Annotated in this window: 24 protein-coding genes and 1 tRNA gene; 11 read left to right on the top strand and 14 right to left on the bottom strand. The window is 48.2% G+C overall.

Annotated features, from left to right (window positions below; genetic code table 11):
• Nucleotides 1–123: 123 nt before the first annotated feature.
• From ACLUYS_RS03610 to ACLUYS_RS03600, 3 genes are all read right to left on the bottom strand, one after another.
• Nucleotides 124–543 carry a hypothetical protein gene (locus ACLUYS_RS03610; RefSeq protein WP_230267094.1) on the bottom strand — a complete coding sequence of 140 codons (420 nt, stop codon included), beginning with the start codon at nucleotides 541–543 and terminating at the stop codon, nucleotides 124–126.
• Nucleotides 544–783: 240 nt separating this feature from the next.
• A complete protein-coding gene (locus tag ACLUYS_RS03605) occupies nucleotides 784–2,925 on the bottom strand; it encodes a tetratricopeptide repeat protein (RefSeq protein WP_412659115.1) in 2,142 nt (713 codons plus the stop codon).
• 400 nt (nucleotides 2,926–3,325) lie between these two features.
• Nucleotides 3,326–5,578 (bottom strand): glycoside hydrolase family 3 protein, encoded by a 2,253-nt coding sequence (locus ACLUYS_RS03600; RefSeq protein ID WP_412659114.1) that lies wholly within the window; start codon nucleotides 5,576–5,578, stop codon nucleotides 3,326–3,328.
• Between the two features lie 1,822 nt (nucleotides 5,579–7,400).
• Between ACLUYS_RS03600 and ACLUYS_RS03595 the strand changes: the two genes are divergently transcribed.
• The 5 genes from ACLUYS_RS03595 (at nucleotide 7,401) to ACLUYS_RS03575 (ending at nucleotide 16,120) form a co-directional block, all read left to right on the top strand.
• Nucleotides 7,401–9,689, top strand: coding sequence for a glycoside hydrolase family 2 protein (locus tag ACLUYS_RS03595; RefSeq protein WP_412659112.1), 2,289 nt, complete (start codon nucleotides 7,401–7,403; stop codon nucleotides 9,687–9,689).
• Nucleotides 9,690–9,841: 152 nt separating this feature from the next.
• Nucleotides 9,842–11,263, top strand: coding sequence for an MFS transporter (locus ACLUYS_RS03590; RefSeq protein ID WP_230267089.1), 1,422 nt, complete (start codon nucleotides 9,842–9,844; stop codon nucleotides 11,261–11,263).
• A 288-nt stretch (nucleotides 11,264–11,551) separates the two neighbouring features.
• Nucleotides 11,552–12,070: a hypothetical protein gene (locus ACLUYS_RS03585; RefSeq protein ID WP_230267088.1), complete on the top strand. Its 519-nt coding sequence runs from the start codon at nucleotides 11,552–11,554 to the stop codon at nucleotides 12,068–12,070.
• A 775-nt stretch (nucleotides 12,071–12,845) separates the two neighbouring features.
• Nucleotides 12,846–14,393 (top strand): ATP-binding protein, encoded by a 1,548-nt coding sequence (locus tag ACLUYS_RS03580; protein WP_412659109.1) that lies wholly within the window; start codon nucleotides 12,846–12,848, stop codon nucleotides 14,391–14,393.
• A gap of 341 nt (nucleotides 14,394–14,734) precedes the next feature.
• Nucleotides 14,735–16,120, top strand: a complete 1,386-nt coding sequence (locus ACLUYS_RS03575) for a hypothetical protein (protein ID WP_230267086.1) — start codon at nucleotides 14,735–14,737, stop codon at nucleotides 16,118–16,120.
• Between the two features lie 236 nt (nucleotides 16,121–16,356).
• Here ACLUYS_RS03575 and ACLUYS_RS03570 read toward each other — a convergent pair whose 3' ends face one another.
• The 3 genes from ACLUYS_RS03570 to ACLUYS_RS03560 all read right to left on the bottom strand — a co-directional run bounded on the left by ACLUYS_RS03570 (nucleotide 16,357) and on the right by ACLUYS_RS03560 (nucleotide 18,129).
• Nucleotides 16,357–16,680 carry a hypothetical protein gene (locus tag ACLUYS_RS03570; RefSeq protein WP_412659107.1) on the bottom strand — a complete coding sequence of 108 codons (324 nt, stop codon included), beginning with the start codon at nucleotides 16,678–16,680 and terminating at the stop codon, nucleotides 16,357–16,359.
• A 160-nt stretch (nucleotides 16,681–16,840) separates the two neighbouring features.
• Nucleotides 16,841–17,119: a hypothetical protein gene (locus ACLUYS_RS03565; protein ID WP_230267084.1), complete on the bottom strand. Its 279-nt coding sequence runs from the start codon at nucleotides 17,117–17,119 to the stop codon at nucleotides 16,841–16,843.
• 86 nt (nucleotides 17,120–17,205) lie between these two features.
• The gene (locus ACLUYS_RS03560; protein ID WP_230267083.1) at nucleotides 17,206–18,129 is read right to left on the bottom strand and encodes an AEC family transporter; all 924 of its coding nucleotides are present in this window, start codon (nucleotides 18,127–18,129) and stop codon (nucleotides 17,206–17,208) included.
• A gap of 520 nt (nucleotides 18,130–18,649) precedes the next feature.
• Here ACLUYS_RS03560 and ACLUYS_RS03555 point away from each other — a divergent pair.
• Both ACLUYS_RS03555 and ACLUYS_RS03550 read left to right on the top strand, forming a co-directional pair.
• Nucleotides 18,650–19,183, top strand: a complete 534-nt coding sequence (locus ACLUYS_RS03555; protein WP_288339192.1) for a hypothetical protein — start codon at nucleotides 18,650–18,652, stop codon at nucleotides 19,181–19,183.
• Between the two features lie 86 nt (nucleotides 19,184–19,269).
• On the top strand, nucleotides 19,270–19,458 hold the full coding sequence (locus tag ACLUYS_RS03550; protein WP_412659105.1) for a hypothetical protein: 189 nt from the start codon (nucleotides 19,270–19,272) through the stop codon (nucleotides 19,456–19,458).
• Here the strand turns inward: ACLUYS_RS03550 and ACLUYS_RS03545 are convergent.
• The 6 genes from ACLUYS_RS03545 to ACLUYS_RS03520 form a co-directional block, all read right to left on the bottom strand.
• Complete coding sequence (locus ACLUYS_RS03545) at nucleotides 19,426–19,725, bottom strand: hypothetical protein (RefSeq protein ID WP_230267081.1); 300 nt, start codon at nucleotides 19,723–19,725, stop codon at nucleotides 19,426–19,428. The genes ACLUYS_RS03550 and ACLUYS_RS03545 overlap by 33 nt on opposite strands.
• Nucleotides 19,716–20,423: a hypothetical protein gene (locus tag ACLUYS_RS03540; protein ID WP_412659104.1), complete on the bottom strand. Its 708-nt coding sequence runs from the start codon at nucleotides 20,421–20,423 to the stop codon at nucleotides 19,716–19,718. The genes ACLUYS_RS03545 and ACLUYS_RS03540 overlap by 10 nt, the downstream gene beginning before the upstream one ends.
• Nucleotides 20,424–20,617: 194 nt before the next feature.
• On the bottom strand, nucleotides 20,618–20,965 hold the full coding sequence (locus tag ACLUYS_RS03535) for a WG repeat-containing protein (protein WP_412659103.1): 348 nt from the start codon (nucleotides 20,963–20,965) through the stop codon (nucleotides 20,618–20,620).
• A gap of 18 nt (nucleotides 20,966–20,983) precedes the next feature.
• A complete protein-coding gene (locus ACLUYS_RS03530) occupies nucleotides 20,984–21,406 on the bottom strand; it encodes a hypothetical protein (RefSeq protein WP_288876177.1) in 423 nt (140 codons plus the stop codon).
• Nucleotides 21,407–21,451: 45 nt separating this feature from the next.
• Nucleotides 21,452–21,640 carry a hypothetical protein gene (locus tag ACLUYS_RS03525; protein WP_230267077.1) on the bottom strand — a complete coding sequence of 63 codons (189 nt, stop codon included), beginning with the start codon at nucleotides 21,638–21,640 and terminating at the stop codon, nucleotides 21,452–21,454.
• Between the two features lie 42 nt (nucleotides 21,641–21,682).
• Nucleotides 21,683–21,919 carry a hypothetical protein gene (locus ACLUYS_RS03520; RefSeq protein WP_230267076.1) on the bottom strand — a complete coding sequence of 79 codons (237 nt, stop codon included), beginning with the start codon at nucleotides 21,917–21,919 and terminating at the stop codon, nucleotides 21,683–21,685.
• Between the two features lie 449 nt (nucleotides 21,920–22,368).
• On the opposite strand from ACLUYS_RS03520, the gene ACLUYS_RS03515 reads away from it, so the two are divergent.
• Nucleotides 22,369–22,445: transfer RNA gene (locus ACLUYS_RS03515), tRNA-Pro, on the top strand.
• Nucleotides 22,446–22,512: 67 nt separating this feature from the next.
• Here ACLUYS_RS03515 and ACLUYS_RS03510 read toward each other — a convergent pair.
• Both ACLUYS_RS03510 and ACLUYS_RS03505 read right to left on the bottom strand, forming a co-directional pair.
• Nucleotides 22,513–22,971, bottom strand: a complete 459-nt coding sequence (locus ACLUYS_RS03510) for a site-specific integrase (protein WP_288820769.1) — start codon at nucleotides 22,969–22,971, stop codon at nucleotides 22,513–22,515.
• Nucleotides 22,884–23,591: a hypothetical protein gene (locus tag ACLUYS_RS03505; RefSeq protein ID WP_412659101.1), complete on the bottom strand. Its 708-nt coding sequence runs from the start codon at nucleotides 23,589–23,591 to the stop codon at nucleotides 22,884–22,886. Before ACLUYS_RS03505 ends, ACLUYS_RS03510 begins: the two co-directional genes overlap by 88 nt.
• Before the next feature lie 134 nt (nucleotides 23,592–23,725).
• Here ACLUYS_RS03505 and ACLUYS_RS03500 point away from each other — a divergent pair, with 134 nt between their 5' ends.
• The 3 genes from ACLUYS_RS03500 to ACLUYS_RS03490 form a co-directional block, all read left to right on the top strand.
• Nucleotides 23,726–23,884: an HNH endonuclease gene (locus ACLUYS_RS03500; RefSeq protein ID WP_412659099.1), complete on the top strand. Its 159-nt coding sequence runs from the start codon at nucleotides 23,726–23,728 to the stop codon at nucleotides 23,882–23,884.
• A 39-nt stretch (nucleotides 23,885–23,923) separates the two neighbouring features.
• On the top strand, nucleotides 23,924–24,352 hold the full coding sequence (locus ACLUYS_RS03495) for a terminase small subunit (RefSeq protein WP_412659098.1): 429 nt from the start codon (nucleotides 23,924–23,926) through the stop codon (nucleotides 24,350–24,352).
• On the top strand, nucleotides 24,342–24,555 hold a 214-nt coding region (locus tag ACLUYS_RS03490; RefSeq protein ID WP_412659096.1), incomplete at its 3' end, for a phage terminase large subunit. The genes ACLUYS_RS03495 and ACLUYS_RS03490, both read left to right, overlap by 11 nt.

The raw sequence follows: 24,555 nt of genomic DNA, 5'->3' as shown, positions 1-24,555 counted from the left end.
ATTATCCCAAGGAGGCGGTCGAGAAAATACCCGTCTTTTATTTGACGCTTACATTTTTTTGAAGCGGCATTCTGGGCGCAATCCGCCTGGAACAGGGAAGAAACGCTGGCCGGACGGAATCGCTCAGTCCAGTGAATCTCTCTTTCGTGCGATTCGTTTCTGTCTGAATTTCTCTATGCCGTTTTTGTAGACTATGTACATAAAGCCGTCTCCAGACTGCCAGGCGCATACTTTCAGAACGTTCAGACACTGCTCCAGATCGAACAGCAGGTCCTGGGATTCGAGTTCCTTTCGAACATCCAGCAAAATTACCAGAGCGTTCCAGGCGTTCTCTTCCGCATCGGCATATTCCTCCTGTTCAAGAGCAATTCTGGCGAGCAGATTCCATGTCCTGCCGGCCTGAAAATAGTGAAAGGAGGTTTTATTGATGTCATACATCATCGCGAAGAGACTGAGAGCCTGACTGGCGTGTTCATCGGCCTGCTCATACAGATGAAGATCGGTTTCGATGCAGACCTGCCGGTAGGTAATCCGGTCAAACAAAAAACAGTCCGCGTAAATCTGTGATCCCAGATTCAGTCATTCCGCCTGATCCAGGGCAATCCGATTGATGCGCAGCGCCTGTTCAAGATCGTTCAAGGACAAACACGCTTTGACAAGACGATCGAGCTGGATGCAGAGCGATCGGGTGCCTTCCACTGTACGGTTTTCTCCATAAAGCGACTGAAGAATCGTGCAGCTCTTCTGGTACAGTTCAATGGCTTCTTCTGTTTTCTGGCGGGCTCAAACGACATCCCCCAGTCCGGCGAGACTTTCTGCTTCATAACGCTGCAAATCCAAAGAGGGGCTGTTTTCCTTAAGCTCGTCGTACATCCGCAAAGCCCTGGAATAATACGCTTCGGCTTTATCCCAGTTTTTAGACAGCGCCTGGGCCTCGGCTGCCTGCAGACAGGCACAGGCAAATTCCTGTCTGGTTTTCAGACTGCAAAATTCTTCCATATTGGATTTGGCCATCTGCAACCCCCGGTACGCAAAATACGCGGACACGATGAAAAGATCCTGGTCCCTGTAAATCCAGCTGAGTTTAAGAAAAACTGCACGCAGTCGACGGAGCATCATGCACCGGGGATAAATCCGATGTTCGAGCAGTCTCTGATAATTCGAAAGCGCGTTCTCGTAATACGATTTCGCCTTGATCAGCATGTCCTCACGGTGCTGGACATACAGCGTCTCCCAGTAAAAATACAGGTCGCCAAAACATTCCTGAGCATACGAAAAATGATACAGAGCCAGAGAGGAACTGTCGTGTCCAAGTACAGTGACGCTAAGCTCATCCGCATGCCGATAGCTGCGTTCGGCTTCCAGATTTCGGCCGTTCTGGCGCGCAATTTCTCCTAAAGCGAGATATGTCGCCCACAAGTGCTGCCGGATTCGATCCATTTCCTCGTTATTTGGAACGATCAAATCGGCATTCTCTGGCCAGATGGACTTGTTTTGCCCATTCGACTCCCGGATCTTCAAGATTTCTTGATCCAGTACGAGCGACTGATTGATGTAATATTTCGAAACGGAGAAATCCTTCTGTCTCATGCAAAGTTCGGCGATAAAACGAAAAAGCCAGGAAGACTTCTGCTTCCATTCCAGAACGACCGGATCATCTTCTACAAAACGGGAATGGGGATCCGGATTAGCGGAGTCTAAACACGAGAGGGCATCCAGTGCGTGGAGAACGGCTTCATGAAGCTGGTCTTTTTCAGTTCGAAGCCGGGCTGCAAGCAGATGGGAAGGATAGTCGGGGTGCACCTCCACTCGTTTTTCGGCCCATTGTATCGCCTCATTGAGACTTGCCGGGACGCCTTTTCCGTAGAGATGAAGGAAAATCATTTCGTCCATTGCACTCGTGTGGTTCATTTCAGCTGCTTTTTGAAGGCAGGCGATGCCTTTTTCATAGTCGATCGGTCTTCCAATTCCGTTCATGCAGGCAAGACCCGTTCGGTAAAGCTGCTGAGCGCTGTCGGCAAAGGGATTTTTGGGGTCAGCCGGATCAAGTACAGGAAAATGGAGAGTTTCGTTTTCCTTTTGGTTCTGGAAACCGAAAGAGTCCTCCAGGCAAAAGATGCGGCAAGGATCTGCATCCAACATCTTTTTCTGGGTAAGCTGCCAGACGGGGATGAGCATTGCGTCCTGTTTCAGAAACGGGAAGCACCGCATTTCCCAGCCCGGATTTTTCTGAAAACGAAGCGAAAAAAAGGCGGTCGGAAATGGATCAGATAGAATCGTTTCCTGTGCAGCGGTGCGGCTTTCTGTCCTTTTGGCAAGGAGGTTCGAATACTTTGAATACAGGAAACGGGCAGCCTCAGGAAACCGATAGCAGAGAGTTTCGCCGGAGTCGTTGAATGGATCGGAACAGCCCGTATCGACATTTTGCATCCACAGATTTTGAGACAGAGCGGCCTGAACATCCTGGATCTGTCTGGAAGAAGGAAAAAGCGTATTGAGATAGTCCTGAAGCTTTTGTAAAAAGGACGGCTCTTTCGGATCTTCGCAAAAACGGGCGAGGGCGTGAAAAGCCGGAATATATTTCTGGAGAAAAGGAAAAACGTCCTGGTCGGCACAGATCGGAAGAAAGGGCAGGTGCAGCTTTTCAATCAACCGAAGAATCCAGTCGCGCGCAAAGCTTTCTTCACGTAAAAATTTCTGCGTGATCGGCAGGATAATCAGATTCATCTGCGAAAGATCCGAGACAAAACGGGAAAGGTCTTCGGGATGATCGGGATCTGGATCGTAATAAAGAATACATTGAGTAAGATCAAACAGATCTTGCCGGATGCTTTGAAAATGCGCCTGGAAATCTGCTGGATGCGCAGAAATATAAATCATTGGCCGGTACTCTCTCGAATAAACAAAATTTTGAATCGATTTCATGAAAATATCCTTTCTCCATTCCGCGCGCTTTCTCTTACAAAAGAATACCGATATAAACCATCAAAAATAAAGCCAGTTCATTTATGGATAATAAAGGATTAAGAATTGTCCTGTAATCGGAGGAAAGCGATCTGCACATTTCCAGAAAACAAAAGAGTCAGAAATTTTCATTTCATCAAAAAGAAAAGCACCAGATATCCAGTCCCGTCTTCCATTCACAACCTGCAGAACCGGTCTGCAAAGTCTTGAACAGAGACAGAGAAAGGAAATCTGGTGCTTTGTTTTGTCAGCGGCTAAAGGGCTGTTCCTCGTGCACAGGATCGATCGAGATTCCAGACCGTCTGGAAGGGAAAGCCGGTATTCTCAAAACAGCGTGTATGCCGCGTAAGCAGAAAGGAAATTAGAAGCGCAGACCGAATCCGTACTCGTAGTAGCTGCCTTCGGAATCACGGTAAGCGTATGCTTTTCCGTTTTCATCCTTGAGTTCTTCCGGCATGAATTCGTCTTTGGCATAACCCGGGATGTCGTTGTGGGAAATGCAGACACCTTCATTGTTTACTGCGATGACTTCATCGTTTTTCGGCAGCGTGATCGGCATTTTGCCAACCGGGCTGAAGCGGTTGAAGACGACATCGAGGTAAGCGCTGGTGTATGTATCGAATCCGGCGAGCAGAGCGTCACAGAACGGTTCGAGGTTCCCCGGCATCCAGGGCAGGGAAATGTTCAGCGTGCCGATGACTTTGCCGCCATGCGCATGAACGGCTTCAGCAACAGCCGGAATGCGGTTGATGCCGGCAGCTGTTGTTTCTTCGTGAGTGGTTTCGAGCGGTTTGCCGTCTTCGCTGAAGTCAGCAACAACTTTGCCATCGCAAAGATCGATTTCGAGCAGACCTTTGGTTGCGGAGAAGTAGTTGCCGGACTGCGGGGAAACCATCAGAATCGCGTAATCGGCTTTCGCATAGTCATCCGTAAGGGTGACGTTTTCCTTAGCGAATTCTTCTCTCAGGCTTGCGGTCCATTTTTCGCTGGCTTCAGCGGTCTGGTCGAAGCCTTCGATGTAGAACAGCTTGCCTTCGGTTTCCACAACGGGAAGGGTATTGTTCGTGTTCTTGAGCAGAACCACAGACTGACGGTGAACGTTCATCGCCTTGTCCCAGTCATTGCTGTGGGTGATGGCCTGTTCGGATACCTGCGGATCGCGGTATGGGTTTTCGAACATGCCCAGCGCGAATTTTTCTTCGAGCGTCTTTTCAACGGCACGGTTCAGTGCATCTTCACCGAGAGTGATCTGTTCGATCGTGTAGCCTTCTGGGATCGGGTGCGTATCGTAGTAGCCGTTTGTCGCGCGTTCCATCGCTTCTTTTGCGTAGGAAACGCCGTAGGATTCGGAAATCATATCTACGCCGTTGTTAATGGCCAGCGCAATACGTTCCGGACGGTCGAGAGCTTCTACGCCCCAGCCCATGTTGTCGATGATACCGGAGTCGGAGTTGATGTAGCCTTTGAAGCCGTGCTGATCTTTGAGCAGGTCGTTGATCATGTAGTCGTTGAACGCAAAGCCAACAGGAATCCAGCGGATTTCCTTGCCGTCCTTGCCGTACTGCGGTGCGCTCTTCTCTTTAGAAGGCTTCGCGTAGTAAGGCATGATCGAGCCGGCGTTGTAGCGAATGGCTGGGCCAAATCCTTTTGTGTGGTACTTTTCGAGAGATCCTTCGGTTGCGTATACGTTCCACTGACCTTCTTTGTAGTGCGGGTCGAAGCCGTTTTCACGAGCTCCGCCGCCTGGCCAGTGCTTGATCGTGAGCGCTACGCCATCCTGGGTAACGCCTTCCTTGGATCCCTGAACTGCAGGTACGAGTTCTTCGAAGATGGACTCGATCAGTTCTGGATTTTCGCCAAAGGTACCGTAAATACGCTGCCATCTTGGATCGGTAACGACGTCAGCCATGTACATGTAGCCTTTGCGCAGACCGGCTGCGTACCATTCCTTGCGGATGGATTCGCCAAATTCTTTTGCGATGCCCGTATTGTCGGTGCCAAGTACGGCAGCGGCAATACCCATTGTTCCAGGCCATGCCGGGAACGTACCAACGGAATCGTTCATACCGAATACGACTTTACCGTTTTCGTTACGGGAGTTTGTGGTCACCAGAACCGGGATAAAGTGTTCGTTGTTTTCCGCCTTGTTCTGCATCTGGTTGAGCCAGTCGGTCAGCTGTGCCGGTGTCGGGTTCGTACGCAGGATGAAATTTCTCATTCTGTCCTGACGTACGGCCTCGGTGGTTCCTGGCAGACGGTAGCCGGCGAAAATGGATACATTTTCGAGAATGTTTTCATCGAGCAGTCCGGTTTCGTCACTGAGGTTTTTCCCATCGGAACCGCCGGCAGGACGGCCCATGTACCCTTCGGTCGTGTACGGGTTGCGGCTGGTAACGAAAATCTGGCCGATTTTTTCCTCAGTGCTCATGGCATAGGTGAGGGCTTTGGCACGGGTTTTCGGATCAAGACGCCAGTCGGAGAAGGCTTTGAGCTCGCCGGATCCGTCAACGTCCTTAAAGAAAAGTCCTTCGGATTCGATGACCGGCTGATCGACAGTTGTGATGTCCGGTCCGTTTTCGTTATGGAAAGTTCTGATTTGTTCTGTTGCTTTCATTTTTACTGTTCCTCGCTTTCCGCTCTCCTGCAAGGGCTGCAGAAGAGTTTTATTCTGGCAAGACCAGAACTGAATCCGGAGTTTTACAAAGCTGCCAGAAGATTAAAGACAGCTAAAGAAGCCGTCGATATACGTTCTGTACAGCCTGAAAAATCCCTGAAAAAATGAATGATTCCTGAGATCTAGACAGCTGAGAATGTCAAGAAAATACTGATTCATCGGATTCGCTTTCATTGTAGACATTCACGGGCAGAATCTCTTTTTGCAAGCCTGCTCGAAGCAAGAAATGCAAGGTTTTGAGCAAGTCTTTACAAGTGGAAAACGCGAACGAATTTCCATTTTCGGCTGCGGATTTTCCACAAAGGGACGGAACTGGAAAGTCAGAGAACGGAAGGCGGAAAGACAGCGGACAGGATGTCAGTTCGAATGTTCTGGAAAAAGAAACCGATTTCCGTAGAGAAGTCCGGTCTGGACTTCTCATGAGATTCACATAGTTCAACCTTGCAGAAACGGCTCAATTGTTTGGAAAAGCAGTCGAGTCGTTTTGCTTATATATAGATCAGCAAACGGAGCCATTTTCTTTTCGTAAAGTCAATGTGCTCGACACATGCCCGACTTTGTGGAAAGCAGGACGAAAGAAGGAAGATGACCTGTGCAGCATGTAAACGGGCAGTCGTAAGCAGGGAAACAATAGAACAAAAAATAATGGACTTGTTCGATTCGAATAACGGGATTTCAAAATACTGTTTAAGAGATCGGATGATATCCAATCCCAATCCGCAGACAGTAAATAAAATTCAACGCTCGTATTCCTTTTTTTGGCCCAGAACGCATGTCCGATCAAAAGGGGAATTCTGGAAAGCCAGACGGAATCGGCGACATTTCTTCAGGAGACTGGATATCCTTTTTCCGATCATAAGTTCTCGAAGAAAATGGGAGGTGCTGTGTCCGACGGCAAAAAATGCCTCCTGTATGAAAGGGGAAACAGGAAACTGTAAAAGCCAGGAATCCATATCAGCAGACGCTTGGAAGTGCGCAGGAACCGCAATATACACAACAGGAAACACAAACCCGAAAATTCGCGAAAAGACGCCAAATCCGCCTTCTGCACGCCTGCAGAAGACGGATTTTTTCAGGTGCGGTACTGGACTTTTTTCGAAGGATTTCAAAAGCCGGTCTGCAGCCGGGGCTTCGTTGACAAAACGGAAACAAGGAAATCCCCTCCAGGAATGCCCGCAGCAAAATTCCCTTGATCCGTTTTTTTTCTGTACTCAAATGGTTTGACGGTGGGATAGCACAATCTGAAACAATTTAATTCGCAATCTCATAACAACAATAAAGTATGTAAATAAATTAAGTTTTATAAACGGAGCGACTATAATCGGAACCGCAGGAAAATGAAACGATCGGCACAAAATGCAGTTCGTTCTGGGAAGGACATAACCCCCAGAAAACGGCACAAACGTTCACATTTTTCAAAAATGACAAACCCTTTCATTTCTTTCCCTGGCCAGCACCGTTCAACTTCGGCGGCCTGGCTGTGCAATCCGGATATCAAACAACTCGAATAGAACTAATTAAAATTCAACACGTCGACAAATACGGAAATCCAGTGGGAATTCCGCCTTAGCTTGCGCAAGAAATTCAATGTTTGGCACAATTTAAACAATTTCGATAAAGCGTTTGCACTTTTAGAATGTGAACATAAAGTTAATGAACAGGAAAAATAAAAGCGGTTACAAGGCTGTTTCACTCAGCAGCATTCAGCTTTACTTCTCTTTAACTTTTTAGAACAAGTACAGACGTACAGAAAGGACAGAACATGAGAAATTACCTCACCTTAAACGAAGGCTGGCAGTTCTCTAAAGAAGCTCCCAAAAATTTTGTGGAAGTTTCCGAAACTGCTTACTCGGTAGATCTGCCTCACACTTGGAACAAGTATGACGGAACAGACGGCGGTTCGGATTATCAGCGTGGAACTTTCTACTACACGATTGATGTTCCGACATTCGAAATGAAACCGGGAAGCCGCGTTTACATCGAATTCAAAGGGGCAAACTCCTCGGCAGACATTTATGTCAACGGAACGAAGGCCGGACGTCATGAAGGCGGCTACTCCACTTTCCGCTTCGACATCACAGATCTGCTCAACAAGCAGCTCGGTGCTGACAACATCATCACCGCTGCAGTGGACAACTCCGCAAATCACATCTACCCCCAGACAGCGGACTTCACGTTCTACGGCGGCCTCTACCGCGGTGTAGATCTGATCGTTGTGGAAGACACTCACTTTGATCTGGATTACCTGAGCGGACCTGGCTTCGCAATGGATTCCAAAATCCTCAACGAAAACAACGATGCAAAAGTCAATGTAACCACTTATGTAACGAATCCGAAAAAGATCAACCGCGTAGAAGTAACCATCTACGACGAAGAAGGAAACATTGCTGCAACACAGACCAAACCGGCGAAAGAAACGACTTCCTTCGAGTTTGATCTGAAAAACGCGCACCTCTGGAACGGCGTAAAAGATCCTTACCTCTACACCGTTGTATGCCGCGTGATGGAAGACAACGAAACGGTTGACGAAGTTTCCGGCCGCCTCGGTATCCGTGAATTCCACGTAGATCCGCAGAAAGGCTTCTTCCTGAACGGTGTTCTTACTCCGCTGCGCGGCGTGAGCCGTCACCAGGACCGTGCCAGCAAAGGCAACACACTCGATTACGAAGATCATCTGGAAGATGCGCTTCTGATCAAGGAACTCGGCGCCAACACCATCCGTCTGGCTCACTACCAGCACGCTCAGGAATTCTACGATCTCTGCGATGAACTCGGTCTGATCGTATGGGCAGAAATTCCATTCATCTCCGCGGAAATCGCAGGCGAAAACGCCTTCGAAAACGCGAAAGAACAGATGAGAGAGCTGATTGTTCAGAACTACAACCATCCTTCCATCGTTACCTGGGGCATTTCCAACGAAATCACCATCGGCGGTGAAAACGAAGGTCTCTACGAGCACCTCTGCGAGCTGAACGACATCGTTCACGAAATGGATAAAACCCGTGTTTCCACAATGGCACAGGTTTCTCCGCTTCCTATGACGAGCAACCACAACCAGCTCACGGATATCCTCTCCTACAACCATTACTTCGGCTGGTACGGCGGAACCGTGGAAGACAATGACGGCTGGTTCGACACATTCCACGCAAACTACCCGGAACGTGCCCTCGGTATTTCCGAATACGGCTGCGAAGGCAACATTTCCTTCCATTCCGACAAGCCTTGCCGCGGCGACTACTCCGAAGAGTATCAGGCTCTGTACCACGAACACATGGCCAAAATGATCGACGAGCGTCCATGGCTGTGGGCTACTCACATCTGGAACATGTTCGACTTCGGTGCGGACAACCGTGACGAAGGCGGAGTAAAAGGCCGCAACAACAAAGGTCTGATGACCTTCGATCGCAAAACCAAGAAAGACTCCTACTTTGTTTACCAGGCGTACTGGTCTGAAACACCGATGATCCACATCGCTTCCAAACGTTTCAGAAACCGTGCAACAGACACCATCAATATCAAGGTTTACACAAACCAGAATGCTCCGGTTGTTCTGCTGCGCGACGGCGAAGAAGTAGCTTCTCTGCCTGCTGCGAAAGTTGTTGAGTTCAAGGACATTGCTCTGCACGACGGCGAAAACCATTTCACGGTTCAGTGCGGCAATCTGACAGACCGTGCTGTCTTTGAAAAAGTGGCTGAACCGGAAGAAAGCTACATCTACGTGGATGAAAACCCAGGCGGCGTAACCAACTGGTTCGACGATCTGAACCTGGATGAAGTAGAAGCCGTAACCATCAACCCGGACTTCTACTCCCTCGAAGACACCTTTGGCGACATCCTCAAAAACGAAGAAGCTACGCTGGTTCTTTCCAACGGACTTTCTTCCCTGGCCAACATGAATATGAAACCGGCTATGCTCGGCATGTTTGTAACGAAGAAATTCTCGGATCTTGCCACGATGATGACTGGCTTTGGAGGTCAGGCACCGGATCCAAAAGTGCTCGAAGGCAAGATCAACTACATCAACTCTCAGCTTCAGAAAATTAAGAAATAAGGGTAATCCCGCAGTTTCATTAATGCGCACGTTTTACCGCTTTACGTCTGCCGTCCTGGCCGGAGCTGCTGATGACTCCAGAACTCTAGTCAGGAAAAGGCGGGCTTACAGATTGATTCAATCCGCATCTTAAATACGAAAGGTTATATCGCATGAAAATTGAAAATCCTGCAAATATTACCCTGAAGCCGTTCGGTCTGAAAGACAAAATCGGCTACATGATGGGTGATTTAGGCAACGACTTCTTCTTTATCATGGCGTCCAGCTTCCTGACGATTTTCTACACAAACGTCCTGGGTGTATCGGGAGCCATTGTCGGAACTCTGTTCCTCGTAGCACGCTGTGTTGATGCCTTCACCGATATCGGTATGGGTCAGCTCGTAGACCGCGCTGTCGCTCACGCTGACGGCCGCTACCGCGTTTGGATCAAACGCATGATGATCCCGGTTGTATGCTCCGGTATCCTTCTGTTCGTACCATGGGTAGCTAACCTGCCTATGGCATGGCGAATTGTTTACATCTTCGTTACTTATATTCTCTGGGGAAGCTTCATGTATACCTCCATCAACATTCCTTACGGATCGATGGCTGCTGTACTGACTGACGATCCTGTTCAGCGTTCTTCTCTCTCTACCTTCCGCTCCCTTGGCGCTGCGTTCGCCGGTGCTATCGTTGGTTCTCTGACACCGATGATCATCTACGACAAGCTGCCAGACGGCGATCAGGTTATGAACGGCAACAAAGTCTTCATGGTTGCCTGCGTATTCGCGGTACTGGCTCTGATCTGCTACTACCTCTGCTACTCCTGGTCCACAGAGCGCATCGTTGTAGATAAGCCGGAAGGCAAGAAACAGACGATGGGTGACATTGTTAAAGCGCTCGCTACAAACCGCGCGCTCGTTTCCATCATCGCTGCAGCCATTCTCCTGCTGCTCTCGATGCTTCTGACTCAGTCTTTCAACATGTATCTTTACCAGGACTACTTCCGTGATATCACGGCAATGTCCACTGCCGGTCTGCTTTCCACAGCCTGCACGCTGATTCTGGCTCCGTTCTCCGGAACGCTGACCAAAAAATTCGGTAAGAAAGAATCTGCATCCGCTGCCCTGATTTTTGCCGGCGCCCTGTATCTGATCATGTTCTTCCTGAAGATTTCCAACCCATGGGTATTTGTTGGATTCCTGCTCTTTGCAAACATGGGATCCGGTCTGTTCAACCTGATGATCTGGGCGTTCATCACCGACATCATTGACTACCAGACGTATAAAACAGGCCACAACGATGGCGGTACCATCTACGGCGTATACTCCTTCGCTCGTAAAATCGGTCAGGCTCTGGCCGGCGGCCTTGGCGGTTTCGTACTGACCTGGATCGGCTACCAGTCTTCCACAGCTGGTCAGGTTGTTACGCAGACTCCGGAAGTTCTCAACAGCATCTACAGCGTTGCGACTCTGGTTCCTGGCATCTGCTACATTCTGATCGCTCTGATCCTCATCTTCTGGTACCCGCTGGGCAAGAAGAAAGTACTCGAAATCAAAGAAGCGCTCCACGAAAGAGCACAGGCTTCGAAGTAATTCGATTGCACAAACTGAATTCTCACTGAAGGCGTTCCCTGAAAAGGCGAATGCCTTTTTTGGATCTCCAGAACTTCGCAGCAGGTTTACCTGCGGCTGTGAATGTTCATGCCTTTTCCTCTAGCCTGTCTTCTTGTCGCGTTTAGTGCGTTGTCCGCCTCTCCGGTCTGCTTGCTTTGCCGCTTGTGGCCCGTCTTTGAGCGAAACTTCGGACGCAATTCGAAAAGGTCAAAGTAAAGCAAAAAGTCAGATGGGCGATTTATCATAGAAGACAGGAGGGAAACCAGGATGGAACAAATTCAAAAATCAATTCGCGAAGCTTTAAGTGAAGAGATCTTAAAGCAGGTCATCGCGGATACGTATAAAGCGATGGAAGCCAATTACAAGGCGATCAGCTCCAAAGCTTCCGGCATGGCGGATGTGCACACCTATCAGGAACTTCTTGATTACTGCTACCAGCAGGTCGGTCTGTATCTCGACAACCCAGATAATATGAAAAAGGTACTGCTCGAGACCAATAACATTCCGACTGCCTATCATTCCATGACCGAAGCGGAAGCCTTCAAGGAAATCTGTACCGAAGAATACCGCGGGTTTCCGCGTGTCATTATGATGACGGTTCTCGCCGGCAGCGAAGCCGCAGCAGCGTATGCGGCTGCGCAGTACTTCGAAGACAACGGCTTTGATCTTTCCTTTGTCGAATACGAAGACCGCATGGGCGCCACCTATCAGAAATACGTGAAAGATGCGATTGCCTACGGCCGCGGCGACGACAAGAAAGTCGTTTTCACCGGAGAACAGCAGTAAGAAGAAACGATCGGCATGCCGGAACTGCCTGCCGGATCCCGCTAAGAAGTTAAACAGCGAAGAGCGTACGCAAACCGTCTCTTCGCTGTTTTCGTTTCTGTTCAACAGACAGAAGATGCCCGCAAATACAACCCGGATCCAATCGAAAAATACGGGTTTGCCTGATCGTCGGACCAGGGCAGGAAAAGCAGATCTGTCCATGGGAGATTATCGGTTTCCATTCGGTATGCAAAAGTGAATTTCTTTGACTGAAAGGTCTGGAAATTCCTTTAGATTCCCTGTAAACTCTGAATCCTGACCGTTATTTTTCATCGCCCTGCGTGTATGATTTTCTTTACATTTTTCGGTGGGTTTCCTCTGAAAAAATGAGGGGGTTCCGTTATGGAATTTATGAAAGATTTATCCTGCCGTAAGAAAAAAACAGACTCCGGGCGTCAGAAAATTTTCTTTTTGTCTATCTATACTGAACACTGCCAGTGAGGCAAAAACAGCGGTTCAAATCGTCCAGTTCAGAAAAAGCGTTTTCTGAATTCAATTCTTTTACAGAATAATATTCAGTAATCCGTCGTTTAAAATAATCCAAATCCGTAATGTTTTCTTTTCCTTAGGAAAGCGCGTCTCATTTCTGCGAAAATCATGATTCCTGAACGGGAAATACGCATTTTTCTTAGATACCGGCATTTTGACCGTCATTTTATGGCGTCTGTAATAATTAAAGATTATATTGAATGTAAAGAACGGATAAAAACTGGAAGGAAGAAAAGGAGGGGTGGCAATGAAAAAGTCCAGCAGCCCTGCCGTTCAACGCTTTTTTCAGGTTCTGGTCACTCTGGCTGTCTGTGCGGCAGGCATTCTGATCGGACAGCTGCTTCGCGAAACCGGCGCCCCGGCAGAAACCATCGTCTGCATTTACATGCTTGTCGTCGTGATCTGCGCTTCCGTTAGCACCGGTTACGCGTATGGAATTCTCTCTGCGCTGATCTGCACGTTCGCCTATAATTTCTTCATTAGCGTACCGCATTACTCTCTGGCTCCGATTTCTCCCTATTTCATTCTGGCCGCCAGTGTCATCTTTATCGTTTCCATACTGATTTCTTCCATCACCAGCAAAGTCAAGGAAGGGGAAGTCCTTGCCCGCAAGCGGGAAGAGGAAACGAACGTTCTCTATCATCTCGCCAGAGACCTTTCCGGCGAGATGTCCATCGATGCTGCCATCGAAATTACCCTTACCAATATAGCCAGCGTATTTCAGACCGACTGCCGCATGCTTCAGTTTGACGAAAACGAAGTTCCGCTGCGCACGTTTGTTCTTCTTGAAGACTCCCGACTGAATAAGGAGGCTGTGACGAATGTCGATCGCGATTTTGCGGAATATAAAAGCCGTCCGGCAAAAGGCTATTACGTTAACGAAACACAGTACGAATGGCCGATGTATTCCCAGAACGGAAAAGTCATCGCCGCGGTCGCCATTCCCGTCGAGACGATTCATCGCATGACTCCTCTGGACATTCAGATGGTTTCTACGATGGTCGAAACAGCCGCTATTGCCTTTGACAAAATCATCCTGGCGCGTATTCAGCAGCACGACCAGCATCTGGTCAGCCAGGAACGCTATCGCACCAACCTGCTGCGCTCCATCTCGCACGATCTGCGAACGCCGCTGGCCGGCATTTCCGGAACCGCGGAAGTACTTATGGAAGAGCTCGAACCGGGAACATCGCCGTACGAGATGGCCCATAACATTCGAAAGGAAACAATCTGGCTTTATAATCTCGTCCAGAACGTTCTGTCCTTAACCAAGCTTCAGAACAGCAACTTCGCCATCAAGGCACAGGTCAACATTTTGGAAGAAGTCGTAGATTCGGCTGTGGAAACGATGGAAATTCGACTGCCGGAACGCAAGCTCAACAAGATTTATACCGACGAGCTGATCGCCTGCAAGCTCGATCCTTCGCTGCTCAAGCAGGTCGTGATCAACCTGATCGATAACGCCAACAAGTATTCGCCGGTCGACATGCCGATCGAAATCGTCATTCGCCGCTCAAAAGGAAATCCAGCGATGGCCGAAATTCTCATCCGGGATTTTGGCGATGGTCTTTCCCAGGCGGAACTCGATAAGATTTTTGAAATGTTCTATACGACGAAGGCGAAAAATAAGAAAGCCATTCGCGGCTATGGACTTGGTCTGCCGATCTGCGATTCCATCATGAAAGCGCATGGCGGGTCGATCCAGGCCCGCAACCGGGAAGACGGAAAGCACGGCGCTGTGTTCATTCTTGAACTGCCAGTCGCCGATCTTTCTGGAACAGTCGCTCAGGCCTGAGTCGCTTCTTCGCCGCTTTTCTCTTATTGTGAAACAAAACAGCCGCTCGATTTGCGCGTGCATCGTCTCTTGACGATCTGCATTCGGATCGAGCGGCTTTTTCTATGCTACAGATTCCATATGAATCGGCGTCAGAAATTAAAACGAGAATGCCGCTGAAACAAAAATAGGGTGAATTATAAACAGGATTGGACAAAAGAAATATCGCAGGCAATCTTCAGGAGAATGTAAAGTGTTTTCATAAATTTATGTATTTTTAACGAGTTCTTTAAAGATCCCAAGTAAAATGAACTCATCCTATAATTATTCGTCCTGAGATTTAAGGACAAGAAAGGTGTTTTATGACGAGTTTCAAATCCGCCTGGAATCAGGCGATGAAACAGAAGAAAAGTTTCTTCCTGTTTATTGGACTGGCCGTTGCAGTCAGTTTTCTCATGGGCCTGTGGAGCCTGCTGCTGAACTGGATCTTTGGCAAGTCCAGCTTCTTAACGTTTTTTCTGTCTGTGCTGAACTTCTGCGTCAGCTACTTCCTGGTTGTATCTGCCTTCCACATTCTCAAGGAGACCGTTGTGGATCAGAAACCGATGGATTTTCAGCAGATGATTACTGCGTTTTTCGAATATCCGTGGAAAAATCTGAAAACGTTCGCGGGTACCTATCTGATCTGGTTTCTCGCAATTCCGTTTGTGGTCGAACTGCTGATCGGCGTATTCTGCGGCGTGTTTATCGTCCTGATTGCCTCCCTTCTGGGCTATGGCTCGATCGAATATTATCTGTATTACTTTTTAAATGATCCGTTTTCAGGAATGCTGGGCGGAGCGACCGTTCTGATTCTTCTGATGGTCTTCCTCTTCCTAGCGCTGAATATTTTCACCGTGACGATCGAGTATTACGGTCTGTATAAGCTCGGTGCCATCGCAAATGAGAATAAAGGCTATAAGCCGTCCGTCTCCGAATGCCTGAAGCTTGGCCTTGTTCCGCTGGCTATAGTCGCGATCAGCGTTGCGCTTGCCGTCGTACTGATTCTGCTTGCAGCTCTTCTGGGCCTGCCGGCCGTACTGGTCGTTCTGATCATGTCATTTCTCATCGTCCTTTGCGTGGCGATCTGCGTATTCGCGCTGATCTATCGCTACGCTGCCATGGTAAAAATTCTCATGGACACAAAGCCTTCCACAGAAGCTCCAATGGCTCCTCCAGTGATGAATCCGAATCATCCTGTTCCAAACGGCGGACAGGCCGTTCCTCCAGTCAGAGAAGAAGTGAATTCTGCTCCGGCTTCGAATCCTTTACCGGTTATTCCCACATCAGACCATGCGGCATCAGAAAAGAAAGCGACGCCGGTTTCTGAAGAGAAAAAGCCGGAATCCATCAATCCGTACGCGCTGCACGCACAACCTGCTGCAAACAATCCGGCTGCAAACAATCCGGATCCAGACAAACCAGCCAAATCGGATGGAAAACCGGATCTGACGAAAACGGCCGAAGAAGAAACAGATGTCGCTGCAGTAGAGCAGACCGATCTGGAAACTCTGACCAGCGGCAAGGAAATTGAGATCGAAGAATCGGCAGCTGTCAAAGAAGAGACAGAATTCAGCCATCCTGCAGAAGATCCAGAATCGGGAAATTCTTCCAAACACGAGCAGCACGCTGCACGTCTTGCACCGCGCGATGAAGCAGCCAACGCCGCTGCAAGTTCCTTTGGTCTTCATAACGATCAGGGAAACTGATTTCAGGCTTAAAACTTGTTACTAATCCTTGTCGAAGGATCGAAATTCCATTTCAAAACCAAAGCGGGCGGCTGGCCAGTAAACCAGTCGCCCGCTTTTCTTATGCATTGGGAAAGAATGCCTCCTTATGCCCAAATTTTCAGGATTGAACGATTCCTTGCAACAGGACTGCTTTTTTTGCAGAAGCGCTAATATCTCGCTTAATGAGCTGTTGAAAGGCACAAAAAAAGCTGGGATCAGCCAGCCAGAAAAGTCTGCAAAGATGTCCATAATGCGGGAAGAAGATCTTTATACCAGAACAGCACAATGAAAATGGCGGCGCCGGCGATAATCGAAGAAGCGAGCTTGCTGAAGCAGTTGATCGATAGATACAGGATGCCGCAAAGAAAGCAGACCGTAATCAGTTTGGCCTGCGGAATGGACTGAATGAAGCTGTTTAAAAAGGGGATAAAGGAAAGCACGTTGGAAGCCCGTACACCTAGTACGCAGAAATAGATAACGACAGCCAGAAGGGTGGCGTTCACAATGCCTTTCAAGAGAGGTTTTTTCTTTTCTTTCATACCCCTTATCATACAAGGGAATAATCAGAACGCCTAACTCAAAATCGTGTTTGGAAACAATGGCTGCCTTTGTCACAGCAGAGCGGATTTCCATGGCGCAAAAGAAAAGCTCCCGTAAGGGAGCAGAATCTGTGATTGGATTTTCGCAGCGACAGGGAACCTACGCGTTCTTTTCGTCGACTTTTTCGTCTTCCTTGAGTGCTTTCAGAACGGACTCGCTGTCACCCAGAGCATGCTCGAGTTCATCGTATACCGCAACCAGGGAGTTGAGTTCGGATGCCAGATCCAGTTTATTATCGGCGTTCTTTTCTTCGATGGAATTGCTGACGAGATCCAGAACGGACTGTGCCTTGATCAGGTGGTTATAGATTTCCTCAGCCAGATCAACGGCTGGACGTGTCAGCTCAGACTGTGTTTCAAGAACAATATCTTTATTCATAGGTATAAAGCCTCGCTTTCTTCCTTACACGAATATTCTAGTCTTCCCATCAGGAAAAACTCTTTCTAATGCCTGACTGGAATCGGCTAGGACCAGAGCTTGAGCAGGGCGGTCCAGGCGGGGAGCGTGACCATCGAAAGAACGGTAGAGAGGAAAATCATCTTGCTGGCGAAGGCTTCATTGACCTGATATTTCTGCGAAAGCATGGCCATTGTCACCGGTGCCGGCATGGCCATTTCCAGCGTTACGATCATCAGAGGCATGGCACAAACGTGAAGAAGAGCGAGGATCATCAGGCAGACGGCAGGAATGATCACCAGACGCAAAGCAGTATAGAGAAGAACGGAAGGTTCAAAAAGATCCTTTACGGAAATATCCGAAAGAATGATCCCGATCACGAGCATGATCAGTACGGTATTGCAGCTGCCGATGGAAGCGATGATTTTGTCGAGCATAGCGGGCAGAACCCATCCGAAACTCTGAGCAGTCATCATCAAAATTCCCGCGAAAATGGCGATCATGCATGGATTGGTCAGGGTTTTCTTCAGAAGCGCAGAAAAGCGTACGGTGCTTTTCGAATTGTAGAGCATCAGTCCATAGGACCACATCACAATGCGAAGGGGAATGGCATAAATCGACGTATACAAAGCGCCTTCCTGCCCGAAAGCGGCCTGGCCGACGACAAGTCCAAGCGTCCCCGCATTATTGGATACCGTACCGTATTCAAGATTCAGACGCTTTCCCGGATCGGATACGCATTTCCAGATCCATCTCGACAGAAAGATGAACAGAATCTGGCTGAGGATCGCAATGATCAGAATGGAAAAGGTAGACTGCAGAATTTCTGTCGTCAGCGCGGTCTGAAACGAATGAAAAATGGAGCAGGGAAGAATCAGATTCATGACCAGGGCATTGATCTGCGTCGCACCAGATCGGGAAATGATCTTTCGCTTTCCCAGAAAATACCCGATCAGCAAAAAGGCAAGAAGCTGGATTTGAAGCTCAATCATAAAACCTCCAGAAGTTCCGCCAAAAGACGAGTGACCTCTCTCTTATTGCGGATTGGAATCCAAAAAAAGAATGGATTGGAATCAAAAAAAAGAATATGGTATTAATCTAGCGCGTATACCTCACCTTTAAAATGAAATCTGGAAATTTGCAGAAAACGGATTCGTATTTCCCGATTTATGCGGGATCCGATGCTTTATCAGATCCGGGGACGGCAGCACAATTCAGACGAAATAAAGACGCGTAAGAGGCTTAGAAATGGTGTTTGCAAGGAGAAAAGGAAGGGAATGAATTTGTTCCCTTTAATGAAGAGATCTGTATTTTAAACGTTCTGCCAGGATGCAAACAGAATGTAAGGAGCCTGGTCAGGACCGGAAAAACGGATAGGATGATTTTCTTAAAGAAATTCTATAAAATAGGTGAGGCCCGCTTTTCGAAAAGAAAACGGGGTATAAAAAACTATTCCCGCTTTCAGGGGTTCGCAAACCCTGTTGGCATCTCAGTGTGAAAGGAGGAAAGAAAATGAAACGAATTCCCGTATGCCTCTTAGGCGGTCTGCTCGTTCTTGGCGGCTGTTCTTCTCATTCGGATCGTTCATCTTCTCTTTCTTCCCAATCTTCGGTTTCGTCCGTATCGGTCGCAAAAGCCGATCTTGTTCCGGTCCTGGATCAGAACACCCTGAATTCCATACTTTCCAATGCCGGATGGTATGTGGAAGTCGGACAGCCAGGCAGCACCTCGATTTTTGGAGATAGTACCCCCACAAACCTGACTATGGGGCAGTACTCTACCGAACAAGGTGAAAAAATGGGGATTGTCTGCGCCTGGTTTGCGGACGAAGAAGCCGCCGGCAAAGCGTTTGCGTATCTCCTTCCAAAAGAAGAAAGCGCCTATGAGCTTTCAAAAGAAGGGGAGCATATTCAGGAAGTCTGGATTGCCATGCCGGAAACCAGCTGGCTGATTCGTCAGCAGGGCAAATGCATCTATGCGGCCTTCACCAATTCCGTAACCACCAAGAAATTTCTCATGGATCAGTTCAGTGCGCTGAAGCCATAATCTTCCGCGAATTCTTACTTAGAAATTTGCGCTTTCTTTCGCTGGACACAGCTGCACAAGCCTGTCGTTCTGAGAAAGTCGGATGAATGAAAACAGTAAATGCAGCAGCTGAGGGCCTCGTTTGGCCGTTCTTGCTGCCTTTACGCTTTCCATTCATCCGTTTTTTTGTTTTTAACGAAAGACAGGACAAGGAAAAAACGAAGTTCGGATCTGCAAAATCCGAACTCTGGCTGGATTGGCTTTTATTTGAAGTTCCAGTCATCCTGATGCAGTGAATCGCTCACAGCACCGGTTGAAACGTTGACATACACGTCCATCACGGCAACGTTTGCGGAGACCATGAGGCCGGCTGCTTTGCGCCTTGCGACTTCTTCCTCACCGTCCGAATAACGAAGGGTACAGGTGAATACAGGGCCGTTCTGCTGAACATCTGTGATACAGGAATAGAATCCAGAAGGTTCGTTCAGCCACATATAGTGGTCGATAATAATATCCTCAAAACGTTCTTCAAAAGTGCTCGTATCGGAACACGTCAGATCCACTGGCGCGCGTACATATACTCATCATCCTGCAGACAGATATACCGACCATCCCAGAGTTTGCCCCATAACGATCCGTCTTTGGCCTGCGAGGTTTCCTGAACAAGAAGATAATGTCCTGCCCTGCAGAGACCTGTGTCTGCGGAAGAACGGTCAGGCTGGCTGCGTATCGTCATATCGTAATTGGTCAGATAACCGGCAAGTGCTGTCTGGTTCTTTTTTTCAAAATAGGGCTCTACGATTTCGGGTTCTTTAGTGCTGGAATAACTGGCATTCTGCAGCTCATTAAGATCCACAAGCTGCCAGGTTCCGTTTTGGAGAATCGGAACATTGGAACCGATCGGCATAGCGCCGCTCTCAATGTCGGCGCAATAGATCGGATCAAGATTTTCATCAAACAAATACCAGGTTTCGCCGGTTTTGCCGGCAATGGCATCGAAGTCCACAAAGTCGCCCTGGTCAAAGCCAAGGACGGCCTTATTTACGCGGGCATTGAGCAGCATATACTCTTGACCGGCGGGAATGCAAAGCAGATTCGATAATTCCTGTCTTATATAGGCGGTTGACTGTCCGCTCGCTGTTATTTCCTGACCCAGACAGAGTCCCTGGTCTGGACTGTACGGCCCGCTGATCTGATCGAATTCCGGCAGCCACAGGTAGTATTCTGAGCTGGCTTCATCCTCCACTTCTGTACCATCCATACGGAGACGCACCACCGCAGACGGCGCGAAGGTCGGAGAACTGAGCAGAGCCCCCGTATAATCTCTGAGAATGACGCTGTGGTCGTCTGTCAGATAGTAGCGCTGCGTCTGGGCCGTGCCGCCTCCTCCAAACGCGCCTTCTGGCGGCAGCGCTGTAGGAAGCAGGGCGGAGTGATCCCAATCGTCGTCATTGATCAGAAGACAGGATTCAATATGAGAAAAATTGGGCCGGTGAAATACTGCATATTTTTGTACTGACAGTCGACGACGGTTTCTCCATTCTGATCGACGTATCCATACAGACCGTCCTTTTTGATAATCCATCCCTGATCCTGAAAGCGTTTGGGATGTTCATCCAGTTTTCCCAAATCTGCTTTAGCAGCAAAAACCGTTTTATTCGAATTTTCTTCTGCGCTCGCTGTCGGCTGCGTGAAAGACTGCTGTTCCTCTGGCTGAGCAGAAGTATCTTTTGGTTTTGCTGAAGTACATCCAGTCATCGTCAGAACCATCATGAGCAGTACCGCTTTTTTCATTCGCTTCATTTTCTGCATTTTTCCTTTCTATCGTCCACGGATATTCCAGTATCCATTCGCTTCCTGACAAAGCAGCCATACCTCAGGGGTGAATGTACCTGGAGTGTAGCAGTATCCCCAGAGATTGCCGTCCAGGTCTACAGTGAAAGCCGCAAGCAGAACGGAAGCGCCTGCTGGAAATTTCAGACCGCTGTCTGTATCCGATGCCAGATCGGGTTCGGAATATCCTTCGAGATCGCTGGTCAGAATATTTGTGCCAGGATCGGGAAGGTTTCTTCTTAGACGAAAGGTGTTAATTCCCTGCGTTTCTTCAAGCAGCAGATCGCCATCGGGCAGGGTGGTAGTGTTAAAAATGACATCTCGAAAATAGATGGAGTTCTCATCCCGAATGCTCCACAGGGTACTGTCCCGTTCGCCAGAGTGGAAACCATTGCTGTCATCAAGAGTCACTTCCACTTCATTATCACGGAAGACCCATTCCGCCTGATTGCCGTGCTAGACACCGCCGATTCGATCCATCATGTTCTGGCGAACCTCATCTTCGTCTGTCCAGCTCATCAGGTACGTCCCTCCGGCATCGCTTGTACAGATCCAGAAGTCTTCCTTCGTCTGTGCCCAGACAGAGTTGCCTTCGGAAACAAATTTCACGATATCGACCATGTCGCCTCCGGAATAGGTAGGCATGATTACACCAAACCCTTTCCCGTCTTTAAAGTCGGAATAGGCTTACAGAGATTTTTGAACTTCATAGCGGCCGATTTGCCAGTCCACTGTACTTTGTGACCGCCCTGTGCTTTCAAAAGGATTTGAAAAGGAGCTTTCTTCACTTTGACTGGCGGCAAGGAGGCTGTCTTCATTCTGGGCGGGACGCTCCTGCTGATCGGCTGAAGAAGTCTGAGCACATCCTGACAGAGCCATGACGCTGATCAGGCAGATGCCCCTGAATCTGTAGCTGTTCTTCATATTTTTCTTCCTTTCCGGGATCTTCCATTTAGTTAACAGTTACAATTCAAAGTAATAACGACGATAGTAAAAGATCACATCATTCTTTCAAAAAGAAGCAAAATCCGCATACGATTCGTCATATGCGAAGACTTAACGCGGTCTGAATTGCCGGAAGGGCAGGGAGGGTGAAAAGGGAAAATGTTCGGGTTTCCTGGAAAAGACAGTGAACTGAATGGAGCGAGCACTGACAGATTTGGAAGGAATGAACATGTGTTATCTCGATATTGTTGTATTGTTGTCTGGTCTGTCAGTCCAAACTTGTATGTTCTCGAATACCTCCTGGCTAACTGGAATGCTAATGTCTGGATGGAATGACTTAGGTTAAAATCGTCTAACTGGAAAGTGAAAAAATTCTGGATCAATTCATTGCCTTTTCAAAATAAAGTGATAATATAAATCACGCACGACAGGATGTAGCTTAGTTTGGTAAAGTGCTTGGTTCGGGACCAAGAGAGCGCGGGTTCAAATCCCGCCATCCTGACCATGAAGTCAATCGCCCCTTACATAAGGGGCTTTTTTATTTGCTTTTTTTGGAATGTGCGAAAAATGTTCTATTTGAACTTCATAGCATTCATGATATCGTTGTCATCTTCTCGAATCAGATGCCCATAAATATCAGTTGTCATTGATACAGAAGAATGGCCCAGGCGCTTTGAAATCTTGAAAAGCGGCACGCCGGCGTCGATCAGATTGGATGCATGAGAGTGCCTGAAGCTATGAATTTTGACTCTGGGGAGCCCTGCATCATCCAGAGCCTTGTTCTTGATTCGCTGCACAGTCGTATAGGCAAGCTGACGAGGACCGCCAAAGATGAACCAGTCTTCGGAAAAGTGTACAGAGGTTTCGTAATAGTTTCTGAGCCGATCGACAACATCAAGAAGATCATCATCGAGCTGAACAGTCCGCAGACTTCCTTTGGTCTTCAGCTGCTTGAATTCGCTTGTATCTTTGTCCCACTGCCGCCAGACTTTTGCACGACCTCTCTGAATGTCTGCAAAGGTGAGTGACATTGCTTCGTTGCTCTCATGCCGGTCCAATACAGCCAAAAGAACAGATCGCGGTAGATCTGATGATTATCCGGGATTGCTGCAAGAAACTCCGCAAACTGGTGACGATCAAGAATCTCAACTTCTTTCAGTTTCTCCTGTGTGGTTTCCTTATACCGTGGAAAGCCTTTGAGTGGATTCCTTGGAAGCCCCCATTGGACACAGCCGTACTCCAGGCAGCCGTTCAAATCTGTGTAAAGCTTGTTTTTCCGATAGCTGGAAAGAGTGCTGAAATGTTCGTCTTCAAGGATGACTCGAATGTCAGCTGATGTAATGAAGAATACATTTTTGTCCATGATCGTCTGACAATACAGCGTAAGGATCCGACGCTTATCGTCCCTCGTGGCGGCTGTATTATCTCTGCCACTTTCAAGGATCCATTCATCCATCAATTTAGAGAAAGTTCTGCCCTTCTTTTCAGCCTGAACTGGCTGACTTAAAAATTCCCTTTCGGCTGCTTCCGCCTCTTTCTTTGAGTTATACCATTTCGAGCCTTTTCGGCGATGAATACCATCAGGAGTATCGTAGTAGGTTGAGAAGCGATAACGCATCTTGCCTTTGAACTTCTCTTTTTGAATTGCCATAATATCAATGTCCTTTCTACTCGTTTGAAAGACACGCCTCCAGATGGTGCGAACACCTGGAGGCACTTTTATTTATCAGTTGCATGCGCTGAGCTATTAAACCTCGGCTTTTCCAATTACTTTCCCTAGAGTGGGTGACCAAACGTGATAAAGTTTGCCAGCACTGTGGAGCAACAGATAATTTGCAGGTGCATCACATTTCTCACTGGTCAGATGACCCAGTAAACCGAATCAATCCGGATAACGGAATTTTGTTATGCAAAAATACCATAGGGAGGAACATCCAGAATTAGCATCTGGTCTATTTAGCTTAAAACGGGAGGTGATGTCTCATGGCAAAACTAACAAAGAAACAGGAGTTATTTTGTCTCGAGAACCTCACCGATTTTAATGCGACTCAAGCGGCTGTTCGGGCTGGCTATCGAAACAAAGCCGCTCGGCAGATTGGCACGGAGAACCTGTCAAAACCGGCTATTAAGGCACGTATCGCTGAATTGGTAAAAGAGCGTGAAAGCAAGCTGATCTGTACGGCAGATGAAGCTTTGAAAGTTGTTACGCAGATAGTTCGAGGCGAAATGTCTGATGAAGTGTTCAGGACCACAGCGGACGGGGAGCAGGTTCACGATGAGCTGAGGGCGTCGACACGGGACAGACTGAAAGCGGCGGAAATCATCATGAAGGTGAACGGCCTTTTTGAAAAGAATGTGAACCTGGTCGTTGACGTTCCGCAATTTGCAGGAGAAAGCGATCTTGAAGACTGAGAAGATCTACCTGCCTGATATCGTCGGCAAAGGCTATTCCACGTTCTGGAACTTCCGCGGTCGTTACCGGGTTGTAAAAGGCAGCCGAGCGTCCAAGAAGTCCAAGACGGCAGCTCTCTGGTTCATCTACAACCTGATGAAGTATCCCGGATCCAACCTGCTGGTTGTCCGCAAGACGTACAGAACGCTCAAAGACAGCTGTT

The sequence above is a fragment of the Allobaculum sp. genome (assembly GCF_047010065.1).
Lineage (GTDB): Bacteria > Bacillota_I > Bacilli_A > Erysipelotrichales > Erysipelotrichaceae > Allobaculum > Allobaculum fili.
This window is presented reverse-complemented; position numbering and strand designations above follow the sequence as displayed.